19 protein-coding genes are annotated in these 15,063 nt (G+C 63.7%); 7 read left to right on the top strand and 12 right to left on the bottom strand.

Annotated features, from left to right (window positions below; genetic code table 11):
* The first annotated feature begins 1 nt into the window (after position 1).
* The 3 genes from urtD to FJ471_RS34910 all read left to right on the top strand — a co-directional run bounded on the left by urtD (position 2) and on the right by FJ471_RS34910 (position 2,112).
* Complete coding sequence (gene urtD / locus FJ471_RS24590; RefSeq protein WP_140807318.1) at positions 2-748, top strand: urea ABC transporter ATP-binding protein UrtD; 747 nt, start codon at positions 2-4, stop codon at positions 746-748.
* Positions 749-818: 70 nt separating this feature from the next.
* Entirely contained in the window at positions 819-1,514 is a 696-nt protein-coding gene (gene urtE, locus FJ471_RS24585) for an urea ABC transporter ATP-binding subunit UrtE (protein WP_140807317.1), read from the top strand.
* Positions 1,515-1,935: 421 nt separating this feature from the next.
* Positions 1,936-2,112 carry a hypothetical protein gene (locus FJ471_RS34910; RefSeq protein WP_181179699.1) on the top strand — a complete coding sequence of 59 codons (177 nt, stop codon included), beginning with the start codon at positions 1,936-1,938 and terminating at the stop codon, positions 2,110-2,112.
* A 23-nt stretch (positions 2,113-2,135) separates the two neighbouring features.
* Here the strand turns inward: FJ471_RS34910 and FJ471_RS24580 are convergent, their stop codons facing one another.
* The 9 genes from FJ471_RS24580 to FJ471_RS24540 all read right to left on the bottom strand — a co-directional run bounded on the left by FJ471_RS24580 (position 2,136) and on the right by FJ471_RS24540 (position 10,663).
* The gene (locus FJ471_RS24580) at positions 2,136-3,281 is read right to left on the bottom strand and encodes a GGDEF domain-containing protein (RefSeq protein WP_140807316.1); all 1,146 of its coding nucleotides are present in this window, start codon (positions 3,279-3,281) and stop codon (positions 2,136-2,138) included.
* A gap of 113 nt (positions 3,282-3,394) precedes the next feature.
* Positions 3,395-4,198 (bottom strand): DUF72 domain-containing protein, encoded by an 804-nt coding sequence (locus FJ471_RS24575; protein WP_140807315.1) that lies wholly within the window; start codon positions 4,196-4,198, stop codon positions 3,395-3,397.
* Positions 4,199-4,225: 27 nt separating this feature from the next.
* Positions 4,226-4,684, bottom strand: a complete 459-nt coding sequence (locus tag FJ471_RS24570) for a GNAT family N-acetyltransferase (protein WP_140807314.1) — start codon at positions 4,682-4,684, stop codon at positions 4,226-4,228.
* Positions 4,681-5,091, bottom strand: a complete 411-nt coding sequence (locus FJ471_RS24565) for a DUF302 domain-containing protein (RefSeq protein ID WP_181179697.1) — start codon at positions 5,089-5,091, stop codon at positions 4,681-4,683. The genes FJ471_RS24570 and FJ471_RS24565 overlap by 4 nt, the downstream gene beginning before the upstream one ends.
* Positions 5,091-8,012: an excinuclease ABC subunit UvrA gene (uvrA, locus tag FJ471_RS24560; RefSeq protein ID WP_140807312.1), complete on the bottom strand. Its 2,922-nt coding sequence runs from the start codon at positions 8,010-8,012 to the stop codon at positions 5,091-5,093. The genes FJ471_RS24565 and uvrA overlap by 1 nt, the downstream gene beginning before the upstream one ends.
* 894 nt (positions 8,013-8,906) lie before the next feature.
* On the bottom strand, positions 8,907-9,182 hold the full coding sequence (locus tag FJ471_RS24555) for a hypothetical protein (protein ID WP_140807330.1): 276 nt from the start codon (positions 9,180-9,182) through the stop codon (positions 8,907-8,909).
* 77 nt (positions 9,183-9,259) lie between these two features.
* Positions 9,260-9,862 (bottom strand): ATP-dependent Clp protease proteolytic subunit, encoded by a 603-nt coding sequence (locus tag FJ471_RS24550; protein ID WP_140807311.1) that lies wholly within the window; start codon positions 9,860-9,862, stop codon positions 9,260-9,262.
* 16 nt (positions 9,863-9,878) lie between these two features.
* Complete coding sequence (locus FJ471_RS24545; protein WP_140807310.1) at positions 9,879-10,352, bottom strand: SRPBCC domain-containing protein; 474 nt, start codon at positions 10,350-10,352, stop codon at positions 9,879-9,881.
* Positions 10,349-10,663, bottom strand: a complete 315-nt coding sequence (locus FJ471_RS24540; RefSeq protein ID WP_127863847.1) for a metalloregulator ArsR/SmtB family transcription factor — start codon at positions 10,661-10,663, stop codon at positions 10,349-10,351. Before FJ471_RS24540 ends, FJ471_RS24545 begins: the two co-directional genes overlap by 4 nt.
* A 237-nt stretch (positions 10,664-10,900) precedes the next feature.
* Between FJ471_RS24540 and ssb the strand changes: the two genes are divergently transcribed.
* The 3 genes from ssb to FJ471_RS24525 all read left to right on the top strand — a co-directional run bounded on the left by ssb (position 10,901) and on the right by FJ471_RS24525 (position 12,314).
* Entirely contained in the window at positions 10,901-11,431 is a 531-nt protein-coding gene (ssb, locus tag FJ471_RS24535; protein ID WP_140807309.1) for a single-stranded DNA-binding protein, read from the top strand.
* 124 nt (positions 11,432-11,555) lie between these two features.
* A complete protein-coding gene (locus FJ471_RS24530) occupies positions 11,556-11,858 on the top strand; it encodes a DUF2306 domain-containing protein (RefSeq protein WP_348643363.1) in 303 nt (100 codons plus the stop codon).
* Positions 11,859-11,888: 30 nt separating this feature from the next.
* On the top strand, positions 11,889-12,314 hold the full coding sequence (locus FJ471_RS24525; RefSeq protein ID WP_140807308.1) for an OsmC family protein: 426 nt from the start codon (positions 11,889-11,891) through the stop codon (positions 12,312-12,314).
* Between the two features lie 22 nt (positions 12,315-12,336).
* Here FJ471_RS24525 and FJ471_RS24520 read toward each other — a convergent pair whose 3' ends face one another.
* The 3 genes from FJ471_RS24520 to FJ471_RS24510 all read right to left on the bottom strand — a co-directional run bounded on the left by FJ471_RS24520 (position 12,337) and on the right by FJ471_RS24510 (position 14,000).
* Complete coding sequence (locus tag FJ471_RS24520) at positions 12,337-12,966, bottom strand: MarC family protein (protein WP_126082577.1); 630 nt, start codon at positions 12,964-12,966, stop codon at positions 12,337-12,339.
* A gap of 93 nt (positions 12,967-13,059) precedes the next feature.
* The gene (locus tag FJ471_RS24515; protein WP_140807307.1) at positions 13,060-13,437 is read right to left on the bottom strand and encodes a VOC family protein; all 378 of its coding nucleotides are present in this window, start codon (positions 13,435-13,437) and stop codon (positions 13,060-13,062) included.
* Positions 13,438-13,469: 32 nt separating this feature from the next.
* The gene (locus FJ471_RS24510) at positions 13,470-14,000 is read right to left on the bottom strand and encodes a hypothetical protein (protein ID WP_140807306.1); all 531 of its coding nucleotides are present in this window, start codon (positions 13,998-14,000) and stop codon (positions 13,470-13,472) included.
* A gap of 85 nt (positions 14,001-14,085) precedes the next feature.
* On the opposite strand from FJ471_RS24510, the gene FJ471_RS24505 reads away from it, so the two are divergent.
* Positions 14,086-14,916: an AraC family transcriptional regulator gene (locus FJ471_RS24505; RefSeq protein ID WP_140807305.1), complete on the top strand. Its 831-nt coding sequence runs from the start codon at positions 14,086-14,088 to the stop codon at positions 14,914-14,916.
* Positions 14,917-15,063: the final 147 nt, after the last annotated feature.

Here is a 15,063-nt window from a genome sequence, read left to right as displayed (position 1 = left end):
CATGAGCAAGTCGAACACCATCCTCTATCTCGACGGCGTCTCGGTTTCCTTCGACGGCTTTCGCGCCATCAACAACCTGTCGCTGGTGCTCGACAAAGGCGAGATGCGGGCGATCATCGGACCCAACGGCGCCGGCAAGACGACCATGATGGACATCGTCACCGGCAAGACGCGGCCGGACGAAGGCGAGGTGTTCTTCGACGGCCAGGTCGATCTCACCCGGCATGACGAGGCCGAGATCGCAATGATGGGCATCGGCCGCAAGTTCCAGAAGCCGACCGTCTTCGAGAGCCATAGCGTCGAGGATAATCTGATGCTGGCGCTGAAAGGTCCGCGCTCGATCTTCCCCGCGCTCTTCCATCGCCGCTCGGCGGCCGAGACGCGGCGCATCGACGACATCCTCGGCGTCATCCGGCTCGGCGACAAACGCGGCGAGCTCGCCGCCAATCTAAGCCACGGCCAGAAGCAGTGGCTGGAGATCGGCATGCTGCTGGCGCAGGACCCAAAACTCTTGCTCGTCGACGAACCGGTCGCCGGGATGACCGATGCCGAGACCGAGGAGACCGCGCGGCTGCTCAAGGACATCGCCCGCGACCATTCGGTCGTCGTCGTCGAGCACGACATGCATTTCGTGCGCGAGCTCGGCGTCAAGGTCACCTGCCTGCACGAGGGCTCGGTGCTGTCGGAGGGCACGCTCGATTTCGTCTCGGCGGACGAGCGTGTCGTCGAAGTCTATCTGGGGCGATGAGCATGGTCTGGCGGATTCCGTTTTACCGTTTCGATTTCGCTTTCCTGAAGCGCTGGAGAAGGAGCTGACCATGCTCGAAGTCTCCAATGCCACGCTTCACTACGGCGCCGCCCAGGCGCTGCGCGGCGTCTCGCTGAAGGCGGGTGCCGGCAAGATCACCTGCGTGCTCGGCCGCAACGGCGTCGGCAAGACCAGTTTGATGAGATCGATCGTCGGCCATCACCGGCTGACGAGCGGAAGCGTTGCCTTCGAGGGGAAGGCGCTCGACCGGAGCGCGGCGTATGATCGCGCCCGGTCGGGCATCGCATTCGTGCCGCAGGGCAGGGAGGTCTTTCCGCTGCTGACGGTGCGCGAGAATCTGGAATCCGGCTTCGCGCCACTCAGGCGCGCGGACCGTAATGTTCCAGCACATGTCTTCGAGCTGTTTCCGGTCTTGAAGCAGATGCTGGGCCGCCGTGGTGGCGACCTTTCCGGCGGGCAGCAGCAGCAACTCGCCATAGGCCGGGCGCTGGTGATGCGGCCGAAACTCCTGGTGCTCGACGAGCCGACCGAAGGCATCCAGCCTTCGATCATCAAGGATATCGGCCGCGCCATACGCTACCTGCGCGACCGGGCGGGGATCGCCGTGCTTCTGGTCGAGCAGTATCTCGACTTCTGCCGGGAACTTGCCGACGAGGTCAACATCATGGATCGCGGCCAGATCGTGCATACCGGGCCAGCCGAGGATCTCGACCGGGCGGATGTGCGGAAGTTCCTGACGGTATAGCGCCGGTCGTCATCCTTGAGCAAAGCAAGGAGCGTGGCGACGCCGCGTAGACCCAAGGATCCATGCCATGACCGATGCCGGATGCGGCGGTGCGGAATATTGGCCATTCAACCTCGCTCCTACCACCCCAAATTCCGCACCGTTGGTGACGCGTCCAAGTAACGGCATGGATCCCTGGGTCTTCGCTCCGCTCCGCGTCGCTACGCCCAAGGATGACGAAGTGTTCGGCGGCTCTGGTGCGTCGAACATCGCATGCTAGTCTTTTCCTGGCCTTGGTGAGTCGGCCGCTTTCCGTACCAGTCGCGAATGAGGGGGAAGGCGCGCACACCGCCCGCAAGTTCCACGCAAGCAAGCCTGCCTAGCTTTCCCCGCAGTGATTGTCGGTCAACGCGTCCAAAAAGATTCGTGCCAGGGGATGGCGATGGAACGTTTTGTCGAGGACTACCAGAAGCGGCGGCTCACCGATCGCGTCGATATCATGACCGCGATCAACATCCTGATGTCGCAAGGCTATGACGAGGATGATCTGCTGGGCGAAATGACCAAGGTCTTCTACGTCGATCTCGACGCCTTCAATGACGTGATCTCACACCATTGAGAGTTCGCACGCGGCGGTAAAACTCAACCGGCGCGGCGGAAATCAAGGACGCGGTTGCGGCCGCCGCGCTTGGCGGCATAGAGCGCCTTGTCGGCGGCGCTGAGCACTTTGTCGAAGCTCATGCTATCTGTGCTTCCAAATGCAAAGCCGGCGCTGACCGTGCAGCGCAGCGGCCCGGTCTCGGTCTCGACCGCACGTGCGGCGAACGCGGCCCTGACACGTTCGGCCGTGGCCTCGGCGGCCTCGGGCAAGGTGCGCCTCAACACCATGGCGAATTCCTCGCCGCCCATGCGGGCGACGGAGTCGTGCGGGCGCAGATCGGCAGAGAGCACTTCGGCAAAGACCTTCAGCACCTGGTCTCCCGCAGCGTGGCCGAACTGGTCGTTGATTGCCTTGAAACCGTCGAGGTCGAACACCACCACAGCCGTGAAAGCGCCGACGGGCTTTTTGCCGTGCAGGTCGAACAAAGCGCGGCGGTTGAGCAGCCCGGTTAGCGCATCGGTTTGCGCTTCTCGCTGATGATGGCGGGCAAGCCGCCCCTGGTTGAGCGCCAGCGACAAGGCGCCGATGCCGGTCATGGAGGCGATGACGATGACGAGACTCAGATCCTCCGCCCAATTGCTCGGCGCATGGCCGAGGACCAGCCTGCCGTCCCATGCCAGCACGGCCGCGCATGCCACGAAGGACGCGGCCGTCAGCGAATAGAGCAGCGCCACGCCGATGAGATGAACGGGCGCTTCCGCGCGGCCCCGCCAATATTCATACGCCGTGCCGAACAGCAGCAGCGCGGCCAGCGCGTTTTCCAGCATGAATCCCAAACCGTCATAGCCGAACGCCATCGGCGGCAGCGCGAGAGCATAGGAAATGCCGGCGCCGAGCGCGATAAGCGGCAAAGGCGAACGCCTGGTCCTGAATTGATGGGCGGCGCCCAGCATGACCGAGAAGCCGAGCAGCAACAGCGCCAGCGTCGCCACGCCAAGGGCCGTTCCGGGCCTCTCGATATAGGCGTCGTAGACAAAGACTTCGACCACCACGACCAGCACGCTGATTGCCCAGGTCAGCAGGAACCTGTCGGAGCGCGCGGCCAGCCAGGTTCCGAACAGCGTGAGGCTGAGGCAGGCGGCGGAGAAGCCGACGGCCAGAAGCAATGAGTTGTAGTCGAGCAGCATGCACGCGTCCTTGCCGGCGCCGGGCTTCTGCAACCTGACGTAGGTCCATTAGTGCAGCAAGGAAGTATCGATTGCGTTACGATCGCCGCGAAGATTGCGGCATTCGCCCCTTATCAGCCTGCCATCCGCTTCATCAGCGCCATGGCGCCGAACGGCGCGCGCACCTTGCCTTCGGTGATGAAGTAGGCGAACACGTCGCGCGGCTTGACCGGCGCATCGGTCTTGGGATCGGCGCGCGGCAGGTCGGCCGGCTGCTTGCCTTGCGCCCAGGTCCTCACCCGTCCCGCCCATTCGTCGAGGCCTTTTGGCGTGTAGCAATCGGGGTTGTCGTCGCTGCCTGTCTGCAGCCGCGCATAGACGAAATCGCCGGTGACGTCGGCGATCGCCGGATATTTGGCGTGGTCGGCATAGACGATCGCGGCTTTGTATTTTCGAGCGAGCGCCGGGAATTCCGGCACGATGAAGCTGTCGTGGCGCACTTCCAGCGCATGGCGCAAAGGCACGCCATCCTGCTTCTCGGGCAGGAGTTTGAGGAAAGCTTCGAAATCGTCGGCGTCGAATTTCTTGGTCGGCGCGAATTGCCACAGGATCGGACCGAGCTTCTCGCCGAGCGCGGCGACGCCGGAGCCCAGGAAGCGCATCATCGATTCACCGGCTTCGCCGAGCACGCGGCGGTTGGTGACGAAGCGGTTGCCCTTGAGCGAGAAGACGAAGCCCTCCGGCGCTTCGTTGGCCCATTTGACGAAAGTCGGCTCCTTGAAGCTGGAATAATAGGTGCCGTTGACTTCGATGCTCGGCACCTGGCGGCTGGCGTATTGCAGCTGCTTGGCCTTGGCGAGCTTCTCCGGATAGAAGGAGGTGTCCCAGGGCTCGAAAGTCCAGCCGCCCATGCCGGAGCGGATCGTTCCTTGGCTCATTGTCTTCCTCCTCCGTTCAAAATGCGGTCAGGCCGCTCGGTCGACCGTCTTCACCATGTCGACCAGGATCCACCCTGGCCGGTACGGGTTAGGCCGGCGACCCGTTTCGCGATAGCCGTAGGCGGAATAGAGCGCGATGTTCCGCTCCATGCGCGAATTTGTGTAGAGCCGCACCTCCGGCACGCCCCATGACCGCGCCTGCTCGTCGGCGAAGCCGAGCAATCTGATGCCGAGCTTCCTGCCCTGGAAGGCCGGCGCGACGGCGACGCTGAAGATCATGGCGTGGTCGGGATGATGCTCGAGCACGATCAATCCGGCGAGGTTTGAGTCTTCTTCCAGCAGCCAGACTTCGCCACGCTCGATGCGCGGCGCGTAATCCTCGGTGACCGGGACAGGCGGTCCACCAAAGATGGGCGTGTAAGGCGCATAGGCATTCGCACTCAGAGCGACAACGGCGGCGAGATCGTCGAGGCGGGCCAGTCTCACGATTGATCCACTCCAGCAGCGGCCGCGACAACCTTTTTCATGCCGGTGGCAATCGCCGCGACGGCATCGCGGCTGGCATCGCCAAGACCATGGCGCTCGGCCAGCCAATGCGCGTCGTTGTAGGACAGCCAGACCTTGCCTTGCTCGTCCTCCCAGGCCAGCGCCTTGATCGGCAGGTCGATACCGGCCAACTGGCGATCCTGCATCAACGGCGTGCCGCCCTTCGGATGGCCGAAGATCAACAATTCCGTCGGGCGAAGCGCCGCTCCGACCTCACGCGCGCCGGCGGCATGGTCGACGCGAGCGAAGATGCGCAATCCGGCACGCGTCACCGTGTCGACCAATTGGTCGATGGTTTCGGCCACGCCGAAACGGCTTTCGACGGAAACGAGGCCGTTTTCCGTCATCACTCCGCCGCTTCGCGCTTGCCTCCGGGGCGGCGCTCCAGAAGCCCCTTGAGGAACTGACCGGTGTAGCTGCGCTTCTCGCGCACGATGGCCTCCGGCGTGCCCGACGCGACCAGCTCGCCGCCGCCGTCGCCACCCTCGGGGCCGAGATCGAGCACCCAGTCGGCGGTTTTGATCACCTCGAGATTGTGCTCGATGACCACCACCGTGTTGCCCTGGTCGACCAGCTCGTGCAGCACTTCCAAGAGCTTGGCGACGTCGTGGAAATGCAGGCCGGTGGTCGGCTCGTCGAGGATGTAGAGCGTCTTGCCGGTCGCCTTGCGCGACAGTTCCTTGGCGAGCTTGATGCGCTGCGCTTCGCCGCCCGAAAGCGTCGTCGCCTGCTGGCCGATATGGATGTAGCCGAGGCCGACCTGCTTCAGCGTCTCCAGCTTGTCGCGCACGCCGGGCACCGCAGAGAAGAAGTCGACGCCTTCCTCGACCGTCATGTCGAGCACGTCGGCGATCGACTTGCCCTTGAACAGCACGTCCAGCGTCTCGCGGTTGTAGCGCTTGCCGTGGCAGACGTCGCAGGTGACGTAGACATCGGGCAGGAAGTGCATCTCGATCTTGATGACGCCGTCGCCCTGGCAGGCCTCGCAGCGGCCACCCTTGACGTTGAAGGAGAAGCGGCCCGGCTGGTAGCCGCGCGCCTTGGCTTCGGGGAGGCCCGCGAACCAGTCGCGGATCGGCGTGAAGGCGCCGGTATAGGTCGCCGGATTGGAGCGCGGGGTCCGCCCAATGGGCGACTGGTCGATGTCGATGACCTTGTCGAGGAATTCCAGCCCCTCGATGCGGTCATGCTCGGCCGGATGCTCGCGCGAGCCCATGATGCGGCGCGAGGCCGCCTTGAACAGCGTCTCGATCAGGAAGGTCGACTTGCCGCCGCCGGACACGCCGGTGACTGCGGTGAAAGTGCCGAGCGGGATCTCGGCCGTCACGTTCTTCAAATTGTTGCCGCGCGCGCCGACCACCTTGATGCGCCGGTTCTTCTTCGCTTCGCGGCGCACCGCGGGCGTCATCACTTCGAGCTCGCCCGACAGGTACTTGCCGGTGATCGAGGCGGGTGTGGCCATGATCTGCTGCGGCGTGCCTTGCGCGATGACGTGGCCGCCATGGATGCCGGCCGCCGGACCGATGTCGACGACATAGTCGGCGTGCAGGATGGCGTCCTCGTCATGCTCGACGACGATCACCGTGTTGCCGATGTCGCGCAGATGCTTCAGCGTATCGAGCAGGCGCGCATTGTCGCGCTGGTGCAGGCCGATCGACGGCTCGTCCAGCACATAGAGCACGCCGGTCAGGCCCGAGCCGATCTGCGAGGCGAGCCGGATGCGCTGGCTCTCGCCTCCCGACAGCGTGCCGGAATTGCGCGACAGGGTCAGGTAATCGAGGCCGACGTCGTTGAGAAAGCGCAGCCGCTCGCGGATTTCCTTGAGCACGCGGACCGCGATCTCGTTCTGCTTGTCGTTGAGCTGAGCGGGCAGGTCGGTGAACCACTGGTCGGCCTTGCGGATCGACTGCTCGGTGACTTCGCCAATGTGCTTGCCGCCGATCTTCACCGCCAACGCCTCGGGCTTCAGCCGGTAGCCGTTGCAGGCGGGGCAGGGGGTGGCCGACATGAAGCGCTCGATCTCCTCGCGCATCCAGGCGGATTCGGTTTCCTTCCAGCGCCGGTCGAGATTGGGGATCACACCTTCGAAAGTCTTGGTGGTCTTGTAGGAGCGCAGGCCGTCATCATACTGGAACGTGATCTCGCGCTCGCCGGTGCCATGCAGCACGGCTTCTTTAGCCTCCGCGCTCAGATCCTTGAACTTGTCGCCGAGCTTGAAGCCATAGGTCTTGCCGAGCGCCTCCAGCGTCTGCGCGTAATAGGGCGAGGTCGACTTCGCCCACGGGCTGATGGCGCCGTCGCGCAGCGTAAGGTTTTCGTCGGGCACGACGAGGTTGGGATCGATGGCGCGCTGGCTGCCTAGCCCATCGCAGGTCGGGCAGGCGCCGAACGGGTTGTTGAAGGAGAACAGCCGGGGCTCGATCTCGGGAATGGTGAAGCCGGACACCGGGCAGGCGAACTTCTCCGAGAACAGGATGCGCTCATGCGTCTCGTTCTTCGACTTGTTGACGGCGTCGTCACCGGTCAGGCTGGCGTCGAGCGGCCGGTCGGCGAACTCGGCCACGGCCAACCCTTCGGCGAGCTTGAGCGCCGTTTCCATCGAATCCGCGAGCCGCGTCGCCAGATCGCCACGCACGACGATGCGGTCGACGACGACGTCGATGTCGTGCTTGTATTTCTTGTCCAGCGCCGGCACGTCGGCGATCTCGTAGAAAGTGCCGTCGACCTTGACGCGCTGGAACCCCTTCTTCTGCAGTTCCAGCAGTTCCTTGCGGTACTCGCCCTTGCGGCCGCGCACGATCGGCGCCAGCAGGAACAGGCGGGTGCCTTCGTCCAGCGCCAGTACGCGGTCGACCATCTGGCTGACCGTCTGGCTCTCGATCGGCAGGCCGGTGGCCGGCGAATAGGGAATGCCGACACGCGCGAACAAGAGGCGCATATAGTCGTAGATCTCGGTGACCGTGCCGACCGTCGAGCGCGGGTTCTTCGACGTCGTCTTCTGCTCGATCGAGATGGCGGGCGACAGGCCGTCGATCTGGTCGACGTCCGGCTTCTGCATCATCTCGAGGAACTGGCGGGCATAGGCCGACAGGCTTTCGACATAGCGGCGCTGGCCCTCGGCATAGATGGTGTCGAAGGCGAGCGACGACTTGCCGGATCCCGACAGGCCAGTCATGACGATCAGGCTGTCGCGCGGCAGGTCGAGATCGACGTTCTTGAGATTGTGTTCGCGCGCCCCGCGAATGGAAAGGTATTTATGGTCGGCCATCGCCGGTCGCCGCCTCAGATCTGGAATTTGCTGGATTGGGCGGGTTCGTCCCGGCCATCCCCTATGTAGGTATTTTCGCCGCCACGTCGAGAGACGCCACAATCTCGACGGAAGAAGCCGATTACGGGTTTAACCGCCTTTCGCGCGGGTGGGCAAGCGGAAAGAACAAAGGCCGAACACGCTCCTGACAAAGCGTTGTGGAAACAATCGCGTCAAGCGCTGTGGAAACAATCGCCACATGCACCGGGGAAACAAATGCCACGGATGCCGGCCGCTTGATCCACAGAGGCGCTGGACTTACCTGCACGTTCAGGCGATCACATTTTTCGGTAACCGGCTATTCAACGGTTGACGTCCCGGGCCCAGGGGAGCAGTCTCAAAAGCGTCAACGAAGCCGGCCGTCTTTCGATGGCCTCGCCGCCCAACAGGCGGCCTGCGAGACGCCGCAGGTGATAGCGATTTGCGCTTCGAACGACATTGTCGCAACGGACCCAGGAGCGGAGCATGACGCCACCGGACAGTCCCTTGAGGCTCCACACCGAGATGGAGCCGCGGCGGGCATAAGTGCCAGGGCAGACTTGAAACGCCAGCCCGACAAACCGTGACTTGCCGAATCCCAACAATCAGAGACCGTAGTCGGATCGTCGGCTGAAAGCCGCGGTGCATCCGAAACAGAACGCCGGCAGTCCACTCCCGGCTAAAGTTGGATTTCAGATCCATGAAGCCCCATCCATCTGCACAGCAGGGATGGGGCTTACATTTTTTGCGGTCATGACAAGTTCGCAGTTGGCCGGAGTCGTCGCAACGTCGAGAGGCGCTTTAGTCAATCGCCACAGTCGTGTGGATTGCGCTGACGGGTATCAGCCAATCCGATAAAATTTCTGTGCAGGATTATCAGCGGTTCGGCAGCTTCATGCCGCCGGTCGCCATGTCGATGGTGATGCTGCCGCCGATCCTGACATCGGTGTTGCCGATCTTGAAGGAGCCATCGCTGCCGGCTGGCTGCGCGTCGTCCGGTTCCGGCGCCGGCTTGGCGATGCGGTAGTCGCTGCTGACGCCGGGCAGTTTCTGCGACGAGTTGTCATCGGCGAGCGCGGTGCCGGCAACAAGCGCAGCGGCAAACGCGGCGAGGGCGGCGTAGAAATGCCTGGGCTGGAGCGGATTGGTCATATGCGGACTATAGGGACGCGCCTGGAGCGATGCCAGACGCGCGACGATCAAATTGCCGCGCATCTGCCCCGCGATTGTCAGGCCGCTTTCTTGCGCGTGTCGTAGACGTGGTCGACGAGGCCCCATTCCTTCGCTTCCGCGGCGCTCATGAAATAATCGCGGTCGAGCGTGCGTTCGACCTCTTCGTAAGTGCGCCCGCAATGCCTGGCATAGAGCTCGGTCATATGCCGCTTGGTCCGCACGATGTCCTCGGCGTGGCGCTGGATGTCGGAAGCCTGGCCCTGAAAACCGCCGAGCGGCTGGTGCAGCACGATCCTTGTGTTGGGCAGCGCGATGCGCCGACCCGGTTCGCCGGCCATCAGAAGAAACGAGCCCATCGAGGCGGCGAAACCCATGCACACCGTCGACACCGGGCACGAGATGTACTGCATGGTGTCGTAGATGGCGAAGCCGCTGGTTACCATGCCGCCTGGCGAGTTGATGTAGAGCGAGATCTCCTTGTCCGGATGGTCCGATTCCAGCGACAGAAGCTGGGCGCAGACCAGCGCCGATACGTTGTCGTTGATCTCGCCATTGATGAAGACGATGCGCTCGCGCAGCAACCGCGAAAAAATATCGAAGGAGCGCTCGCCGCGGCTCGATTGCTCGATGACCATCGGCACCAGATTGGCAATGCTCATGACGGGTTCCTTTCGATCAGGCGGCGCGCAGCATCATGCTGGGCGCGTTGGCGGCGGTCGGAGACTTGCGGGCGTAAAGCGAGAGTCCGCAGCCTGCGCCGGCAACGGCAAGCACAGGCTCCGCCACCGGCACGAAGCCGTCATGGACAATGCTCAGATGCGTGCCGCCGAAGGCGGTGCGGGCGAGCGTGAAAGTGACGATGCTGCCGAAGGCGGGAAGCCCGTCAGCATCGCTCGCGCTTGGCCGCTCGCGCCAGGAATAGCGCAGCAGCTTGCCGGGCTCGGCCTCGAGCACCTCGCACTCGATCGGCGTATCCGGTCCGGCAAAGGTGAAATGATTGCCGGCTTCCGTCTTGATGTCGTTCGGCATCATCCAGGCGGCGAGCAGCTCCGGCTCGGTCAGCGCCCGCCAGACTTTCTCCGGCGGGTCAGGAAGGTCGCATTCGAAGTTGAGCGCCTCGGTCGCTGTCGGGTTCTCTGCTTTCGTCATTGGTCCATTCCCTTCAGAACGGTCTTCAACTTCTCGATGCGCTCCGGCCAGAAGGCGCGGTAGCGTTCGACCCAGCCAAGCAGCGGATCGAGCCCTTGCGGATCGGCGCGGTAATAGGCGTTGCGACCGGCGCGCCGCTCGACCACCAGGCCGGCGCCGCGCAGCACGGCGAGGTGCTGCGAGACCGCCGGCTGCGACACGCTCATCCCGGCGCGCAGTTCGCTCACGGACATCTCGCTGGCGGTCAGCCGCTCGTAGACGGCGCGTCGTGTCGGGTCGGCCAGGGCGCGGAAAATCTCTGCTTCGATCATGGGTAAAGCATAAGCCGATACTTATTGATTTGGCAAGCTCCTATTTGAGCGCCATATCGAGATGTACGTTCAGACCCTGCCTTTGCTGACATTCCTTGACAGAAAGGGCGGTTATGACTAGAACGAAAAGGGAACAAAAACCTTGTGGGAAAAGCCAGCCTTTGCGGGCGGCGACGGCCCGCAAGCTGTAAGGTGAGCGACTTAAAATTTGTTTCGGATAAGCGCAGGAGAAGTACGATGGCGGGTAGCGTCAACAAGGTCATTCTGGTCGGTAATCTCGGGGCGGACCCTGAAATCCGCCGCCTGAATTCCGGCGATCCGGTCGTCAACATCCGCATCGCCACGTCGGAAAGCTGGCGCGACAAGAACTCGGGCGAGCGCAAGGAAAAGACCGAGTGGCACAATATCGTGATCTTCAACGACCAGCTCGCCAAGGTGGCGGAGCAGTATCTGAAGAAGGGCATGAAGGTCTATGTCGAGGGCCAGCTGCAGACCCGCAAATGGCAGGACCAGACCGGTGCCGACAAATACACGACGGAAGTCGTGCTGCAGAAATTCCGCGGCGAATTGCAGATGCTCGACGCGCGCGGCGAAGGTGGCGGCGGCCAGGTCGGCAATTATTCCGGCGGCGGCAGCAGCCGCGGCTCGGATTTCGGCCAGTCCGGCCCGAATGAAGGTTTTAGCCGTGGCGGCGGCGGTGGTGGTTCCAGGGGCGGCGGCGGTGGCGGCGGCTCGTCGCGCGAGCTGGATGACGAGATCCCGTTCTAAGCGTTTCGAAACGGGCATTTGAGGGGAGGCGCGATGTCGCTCGGACCGCTTCTGTCGGCGCCGCCCCCCATGGCATGCCTTCGCGGCCTTCGCCGCTTTAGCCGTCGGCGGCGCCCAACTGGCGTTGCCGAAAGGCACGACACGACACCGCGTGCTGGGCCATGCCTGGGTGGCGCTGATGCTGGTCATTGCCATGTCGCGCTTCTGGATCCAGCAGATCCGGCTCGTCGGTCCGTTCAGCCCGATCCATTTGTTGTCGATCCTGGTGCTGGTGACTGTGCCGCTGGCGGCGTGGTACGCGCACACCCACAAGGTGGCCGCGCATCGAAGCGCCATGATCAAGCTTTATCTGTTCGCGCTGGTCGGCGCCGGTATCTTCACGCTGTTGCCCGGCCGGATCATGCACGCCGTCGTGTTCGGTCAATAAGACGGCCGGAATTTCGCAAGGAAGGATATCGTGAAAGCACGCGTCAAATGGGTCGAGGAACGCACCTTTGTCGGCGAGTCCGGCAGCGGCCATAAGGTGGTGCTGGGCACGGCGCATGGACCGGATGGCCACACGCCTGGACCGAGCCCGATGGAACTGGTGCTGATCGGCACCGGCGGCTGCTCGGCTTATGACGTCGTGCATATCCTCGAGAAAGGACGCGAGGCGATCGAGGATTGCGTGGTCGAGCTCGACGCCGGCCGGGCCGAGACCGACCCGAAAGTGTTCACCCGCATCCACATGCACTTCATCGTCAAGGGCCGGGCTCTGTCGCACGACAAGGTGAAACGGGCGATCGACCTGTCGATCGAGAAATACTGCTCGGCCAGCGCCATGATGGCGAAGACGGCGACGCTCACGCATGATTTCGAAGTGGTCGAAACGGCGGCGAAGTAGGCAGTAGGCAGTAGGGTACTGCTCAAGCGGCCATCAGCGCCCTGACGCCGTCGGCCACGAACTGCACGGCAAGCGCCGCGAGGATGACGCCGAGCAGGCGCGTCAGGATCGAGCGGCCGGTCTGGCCGAGGATGCGGTCGATGCGCTCCGACAGCACGAACACCAGATAGGTGATGACGAGGCAGAGGAAGATGATGCCGACCAGGGCCGCCTGGGCGGCAAAACCCTCGAAATGTCCCGACAAGAGCACGGTTGCCGAGATCGCGCCGGGGCCGGCGATCAGCGGGATCGCCAGCGGGAAGGCGGCGATGTTGTGGATCATGTCCTTGGTGATGGCGACGTCGCCGATCTTCTCCTTGCGGTCCTGGCGGCGCTCGAACACCATTTCGAAGGCGATGAAGAACAAGAGAAAGCCGCCGGCGACACGGAAGGCCGGCAGCGTGATGCCGAACACCGACAGGATCGAGGCGCCGGCCACCGCAAACAGCGCCATGACCAGGAAGCCGATCACCGAGGCACGGACCGAAACCTGCTGGCGCTCCTCACGGTTCATGCCGCGCGTGACGGCAAGGAAGAGCGGCGCCAGTCCCGGCGGATCGATGGTCACCAGGATGGTGACGAAGGCGTTGAACAGGCTGTCGAAACTCGGCATCGCTGGTCCCCTCCCGCCGGGCCAAGCCCAAGCTCTGCAATTGGTAGAGCAAAGCCCGGACGCTGGAAACAGGCGGGAAGGGAAATCAGCCGGCTATTCGGCTTTGCCGCAATAGGCTTCCAGCCGATAGCCATCCGGGTCGATGACGAACGCGGCGTAGTAATTATCGCCGTAAGCCGCGCGCAGTCCGGGCTGACCGTTGTCTTTGCCGCCCTCACGCAATGCCGCGGCATGGAAGGCGTCGACATTGGCGCGCGTCGGTGCCGAGAAACAGAAATGCAGGCCAGACTCCGCGTTGGCAGGAACCGGCTGCCCGGCGTCGTTCACCCAAAGCTGGACTGTTTGGGCGCCGTAACCGAGGGAACCGGGAGACTGGCTGAGGCAGGAATAGCCGAGCGGCTTAAGGGCAGCATCGTAGAAGCGTTTCGAAGCGCTGGCGTCGCGGACGCCGATCGAGACATGATCGAGCATTGTTTCCTCCATGATTGCAACTCGTTGATCGCTCAGCTTGGAGTCGCTCGACGCGCCAAAAACTCGACCTCCATGCGCCAGCTTGCGCCGCCGTCATGCGACCGCTCGCCGAGCCAGCGGAACGAGTTCTCGGTGACGCGCGAAAAGCTCCAGCGCACCGAGGCACCGGTGCCGTCCGCGCCGACCTGGACGATCGTGTCGTCCTCGGCGCGACCGAGCTGCCGGCTGTAATACTGGTTGCGCGGGTCGCTCCAGAAGATGTGCCAGGCATCCGCGCCGGGATCGTAGACGCGCAGCGTCGTGCCGTAGAAGGTCCACGGCCCGAGCGACGGGGAGGGGGCCGCGTCGCGCGCGGGCAGGATCCAGACATCCTGCACGGCCCTGCCTTCGAGGACCCAGCCGAAATGCCCCTCGCCGCGCCCCGTGAGCCTGGTGCCGTCCTCGAGAATGCGTGTGGCGTCCAATGCCCAAGCGCCGATGAAGCGGCCATAGAGCTTCAGTTTTTCGGCAAGGTCCGGCCTGGGACCGTCGCTGTGCAGGGCCTCGATGAAGGGATCGGTCATTGCTGCTGCCTCGTTTGTCAGGAGAAGGCCAGCAATAGGCGCGCGGCAGGGTTCGTCGCTTGGGAAAAATTGCTATCTTTCAGGCATGACGACAGCGCAGAAAACTCTGGCTTCCGGGCATGGCTGGCAGGTGTCCGACGTGGTCTGCACCGCCGTCGCCGGCGACAAGCCATTCGAGGAAGAGCATCGCGGATTCTGCGTCGCCGCCGTGACCACAGGCACGTTCCGCTATCGCACGCGCCAGGGCACGGCGATGCTGGCGCCGGGCGCCATCCTGCTCGGCAATCCCGGCGCCTGCTACGAATGCGGGCATGAGCACGGCGCCGGCGACCGCTGCATCTCCTTTCATTTTTCGCCGGCCTATCTGGAGCGCGTGGTGGCCGACCTGCCGGGCGTGAAACGGCTCGGCTTTGCCGATCCGCGCCTGCCGCCCTTGCCGGCGCTGGCGCCGTTGCTCGCCGAGGCGGAAGCGGCGCGGGAGACGGACGACAGCGACGCGTTCGAGGAATTCGGCTTGCGCATGGCCGGCGCAGTGGTCGCGGCCGCGACCGGGTCTGCCGGCGCGACCCGAACGCCAAGCCGGCGCGACCAGAAACGCGTTGCCGAGGCGGTGCGGCTGATCGAGCTCAATGCCGAACGGCCGATGTCGTTGAGCGCGCTCGCCGACGGTACGGCGACCAGCCCGTTTCATTTCCTGCGTATGTTTCGGCAGGTTGCCGGCATGACGCCTTATCAGTTCCTGCTGAGGACGAGGCTGCACCGAGCTGCGGTGCGGTTGCGGACCTGCGAGACCGCAATCTCTACCATCGCCTTCGATGCCGGGTTCAACGATCTGTCGACCTTCAACCGCCGGTTCCGGCGCGAGATGGGCGAGGCGCCCGGCAGCTACAGGGCCAAGCGAACTGGCGCCCGATAGAGCGTTTCACCGTTTCTCACGGAAACGGCGAACCGCTCTATCTCTTTGTTTTACGCAATTCCGGACGGAAAACCGCTCACACTTTTCCTGGAATTGCTCTAGGCGCCAAGCGCTGCCCGAATTTTTTCGGCATTCGCGGCCAGCACT

It is taken from the genome of Mesorhizobium sp. B2-7-1, from assembly GCF_006440735.1.
Taxonomy (GTDB): Bacteria; Pseudomonadota; Alphaproteobacteria; order Rhizobiales; family Rhizobiaceae; genus Mesorhizobium.
This window is presented reverse-complemented; position numbering and strand designations above follow the sequence as displayed.